This window comes from Kitasatospora sp. NPDC050463 (assembly GCF_040655255.1).
Lineage (GTDB): Bacteria > Actinomycetota > Actinomycetes > Streptomycetales > Streptomycetaceae > Kitasatospora.
In genome coordinates this window covers 1-4,512 of the sequence record NZ_JBFAJO010000176.1, presented here as the reverse complement: position 1 = coordinate 4,512, position 4,512 = coordinate 1, and the positions used below count along the sequence as shown (strand labels likewise).

Sequence of the window (4,512 nt, the reverse complement as noted above, 5' to 3'; positions counted from 1 at the left end):
GGCCAGGACCGTCGGTCCTGGCCCACTCCGGCTTCTTGCGGTCACCTCCTTCGGCGACCGCTCCGACCTGACCGATGCATCGCGGCAAAGGCCATGGCGCGCTCGCGTGGCGTGCAGCCGCGGGTCATCCACAGCAGGACCCCGTAGCGGAGAACGTCCCGCCCGAGCCGCAGACCGAGGTTGACGCCCGTCCACGGGGCGAGGGTCTCGGCCCAGTTCTCGGCCTGGTCGAGCAGCTCGTCGAGGTCCATCTCTTCCTCCCGATCGTGTTGGTCACTTCGACACGAAAGAGCGTCCTCCGTAGGAGAGTTGTGCAGAACAGCGGCAGTAGCCGCCCGCCGCTGGCGCAAATCGCGTACGCTGCCGGCCTGGTGTGATGACTGTGTGTGGTCGTTCTTCGGATGCTCCGGGGGTTGAAGAAGTGGCCGTTGAAGAACCGAAGTGGCTCCCCGCCGACTCGAACCGGCAATTGAAGTGGCCGAGCGACACCAAGGACTGGGGCGAGGATCGTCTCTGGCTCCTGGACGCGTTGATGCACTGGACCTGGCACCACGGGTTCGAGGGGCGCCGCATGCAGGGCCAGCAGCTGGCCGACTGGTGTGGCAAGGTCAAAAGCGCCTCGACGATCAGCGCCTGGATCAAGAACGGCGGCGTGGCATCGAGAGGCCTGGAGTTCTGCCAGGTGGCCCAGGAACGGTCCGGTTGCCCGTCCGACTGTGAGCGGGGGTTCGGTGATCGGAACGTCCTGGAGGCTCGCTACGAGCGCGCCGACCAGGACTCCAAAGCCGGGAAGCGTGACGCAAAGCGTCGTTCGGACCGGCCCCGCCCGCTGCTCCCCGCCTACGACCGTCCCCTGAAGAACGTCGCCGGCAGGCTCTCCGCACTGGAGAAGGCCCAGGATGCCGTGCGACAAGCCATGCAGACCGTCACCGTCAACCCGTTCGGCTCGAACCTGGATCAGGTGACCCTCCAACAGGTCAGGGTCGAACGCGCGGCCGAGAAGGACGTGCTCAAGCACATCGACCGACAACTGGCCGGCAAGGCGCCAGGACAGGCCGCAGCCCTGCTCGGCGAGCCCGGCGTCGGGAAGAGCTGCTCCCTGTGGGGCGTGTACCAGGCCCTGTCCAGGCGACCCGAGCTCTGCCTCGTCCTACTGTCCGCGACCTCTCTGCTGGCCGGCTCGGGAGCCGAGCCGGACCTGCACCCGCACGAACTGCCCAAACTGCTGGAGGCGCACCGCGGCCGGCCGACCGCCGCCCCCGTCGCCAGTGGACGCATCGCGGCGCCCGGGCAACGCCCGATCGTCCTGCTGCTGGACACTGCCGACCTGCTGCTGCACGAGACACGGAGCGCCAACGACTTCACCGAGCTGATCACCGTCCTGCGGTCCAGGAACATCGCCGTGGCGCTGGCCTGCCGGACCGGCGAGGCAAACCTGCTCAAGCGGAGCCGGGACGGCGACGAAGACGAGGACGCCTATACGTCACTGCTCTCGAACATCCCGCTCCTCCTCTACGGGACCGGGAAGAAGGAGCGTACGGAACGCGGCTGGACCCCGGACTCCGAACTCGGCCGGGCGATTTCCGCCTACGGGCGGATGTACGCACCGGCCCGGAACCAGGAGGACGGCTCCCTGCCGAAAATGGAGCAGTCGCTGGCCGACGCGGCCGCCCGCGGACTCCCACTGAGCCAGCTGATCCGCCACCCGCTGCACCTTCGCATGGTCTTCGACCTGTACAGCCCCCACGGCCCGAACGTGGCCGAGCTCGACGTCGCCGCCCTCTTCCGCGACTACTGGGACCGGCGGGTCGAGCGTGACCTGCGCGACTCGGTGACGGGCCTCGACACGGTCCCGGAGAAGGAGGCACGGCAGCTGGGACAAGCGGCGGCCGAACTCGGCCTGGTCACGCTGTTCCGGGGAACCATCGAATTCCACCGGGAGCACGCCCGCGACCTCCTCGCCTCCCGGTGCGGTGTCCCGGCGGGAACCGCGGCCGCCTGGATCGGGCTGCTGCTCCGCCGGGGCGTGCTCAGCGAGGCCGTCGCCGGGCGAGTGCGCTTCCACCACCAGGTCATCGGCGAGTACGCCGCGGGCCGCGGCCTCGCCGACGCCCGTGCCGGCCTGTCCGCCACCACCCACCGCATCGCCGAGCACCCCCAGGACCTCTACCTCGCCGAGGCGGCCCGGCACGCATTCCACTACACCGACCGGGCCCGCGCCCACGAGCCGCGGCGGTGGTACCCGCAGCTGGCGGTGCTGTCCCGGGCCACCGCCCCGGTCGCGCGCGACACCTTCCTGCGCATCGTCGCCGGCCTGCGCCACGCCCCGTCCAGCGCCGCAGCCGACGCCGCCGCCGTGATCGAGGAACCGGAGACCGGCGCGCTGCACGCCGAGCACTACCTGGACGCCCTCTGCGCCACCGTCAGGCCCGACAAGGACATCTGGCCAACGGTCCTGCGGACGATCTGGGACGTGGTCGGCGCCCCGCTCCGCGACGAAATCATGCGCGCGGTTACGACCCTCGTCCTGGAACAGCGCGCCGCCGTCACGCTGTTCCTCTACGGCCTTCCGCCCGGTGACCTGGCCAGGCACACCCCTGCCGCGCACCTGACCGACCTGATGCTCCGTGCGCACGCGTACGACGCAGACAACACCGCGGACGGCACCGGACGTCCCGAGCGCACCGCCCTCACGACCATGCAGGAGATGCTCGACGAGGCCTTCGTCCAACGCGGTGCGCCACTGGAACGCGTACTGACCACGCTCGCCGACCTCGTCACCCGGTGGCCGGCCCAGTACAGCGGCCTGTGCGATGGACTGCCCCGGCGCATGGAGGTGGCGGATAAGATCTCCAAGGACGTCGACGGGATCATCGCCTCGGCCGCGGCCTGCTGGGCCGCCGCCCACGGCCACGAACGCACCGTCGACACCCTCGAGGCGCTGCAGGACTGCCTCGACGAACTGGCGGCCGGCAGTCCGCCGACCGGAAGCCTGCACGTCGTTCTTCACGGCGTGGCGACCACGCTCTGCCGTCCTGACGCACACCCGGACCCGCGACTCCTGCGCTCCGCCCTGGACGGTGCGGCCACCCTCGCCGTCGACGGCAGCGCCCGCAAGACCGTGGCCCGCTACTTCCTGCGCCCGCTGCTCCTCGCCGAGAACGCGCCCGCCGGGCTCGCCGCACGCAAGTGGTGCCAGGAGCAGGCCGACCACCGGAAGGCCCGCCAGGTTCCGCAGCCTCACGGCACTCTGCTGGCCCTGACCGCCCTGGGCATCCTCGGTGGCCGTCGCCTGCCTGGGGCCGTGGTGGCCGCGTGCCTGCCCGACGATCCCCGTTCGGCCCGCCCGCGGGCCACGACGCTCCTCCCGTGGATCCGCGCCCCCTGGGACGCTGACCTGACCGTCGCTGCGGCGGTCGGCGGGCACCACCTCGCCACACACGCGCTCGCTCTTCTCTCCGAAGGAACGGAGCACACAGCCCTCGAACCGCCGGGACCAGCGCAACCCGAATCGGCGCCGCCCGGGCCGGAACAGGCCGAGAAGGCCTCTGCCACGGGCAAGAGCCGCCGACGAGGCAAGCAGCCCCGCAAGCGCCTGGCACCACCCCGTGAGGAGGTCGTCGCCCGTGCGCCGGAGGACCCCGGGCTGCTCCTGCCCTGGCTCCTGCGAGACGCCGAGAAGCGGAAGGACGCCGACACCCTCATCGGCTTCGTCCGGGCGAGCGAGCAACTGCCCGTCGGGCACCCCGAGGAACTGGGCGCCATCACCGCCCACCTGGCGGCGCAGGACGACCGCGGGGCAGTCGCCGCCGGGCACCGGCTGCGCGCACGCATGATCAGCTGCGGCATGGCCCCCCTGGGAAGCCCCGAGGACGTCGTGCAGCAGGTGAACTCACTGAACACGAGCGCCACAGCGCAGACCGAGCTACTCAAGGCCGTCACCCAGGCGATCGCCGCGGATCCCGGGTCGTGGGACCTGCCCGCCGCACGCAGGATCCTGACCCCCCACCTGGACGCCGTCGTCGACCGGGCCGTGACCACGGCCGCCACGGTTACCGATCCGGACATCGGCCACGAGGCCTACATGCTGGCCGGGTACGCGGCGCAGCTGCTGCGGGCCCGACTGGCCGTCCTCGACGCCCGGACGAAGGTGGCCGAAGGCACCGAGGACCTCGGCCTCGAGCAGGTCGAAGCCCTGGTCTTCCTCCCCGCGGACCTGTGCCTGCCGCCCGGCCACAGCCTGGCGAGGCCGGGCAACGTGTGGCCGCGCCGCTTCGACACCATCCCCCGCCTGTGCGTCGACCTCCACGAGGCCGGGCACCGGCAGCACGCCGAGCGGCTGTTGGAGCACGCAGTCACCGTGGCGACCGAGCAGTCCGGTCCCTCCGCCCGCTGGCGGCACGCTGGATGGAACCCCTGGCGCCCCTACCTGCGCCTCCTCGTCGGCGAACGCTCCCGGCTGTACGACCTGCTCATCGAGTACGGACCCCGCGACCACCAACTCACCCGACA

At 71.4% G+C, this 4,512-nt stretch carries 2 protein-coding genes; one reads left to right on the top strand and one right to left on the bottom strand.

Going from position 1 to position 4,512, the window contains the following annotated elements:
* Positions 1 to 41: 41 nt before the first annotated feature.
* Positions 42 to 251, bottom strand: coding sequence for a hypothetical protein (locus AB0J08_RS41020; protein WP_360645131.1), 210 nt, complete (start codon positions 249 to 251; stop codon positions 42 to 44).
* A gap of 170 nt (positions 252 to 421) precedes the next feature.
* Here AB0J08_RS41020 and AB0J08_RS41015 point away from each other — a divergent pair.
* On the top strand, positions 422 to 4,512 hold a 4,091-nt coding region (locus AB0J08_RS41015), incomplete at its 3' end, for a hypothetical protein (RefSeq protein WP_360645128.1).

What these genes read in the sequence shown, in the direction of transcription:
- AB0J08_RS41020 (WP_360645131.1), bottom strand. Translation starts at nt 251, where the DNA reads ATGGACCTCGACGAGCTGCTCGACCAGGCCGAGAACTGGGCCGAGACC.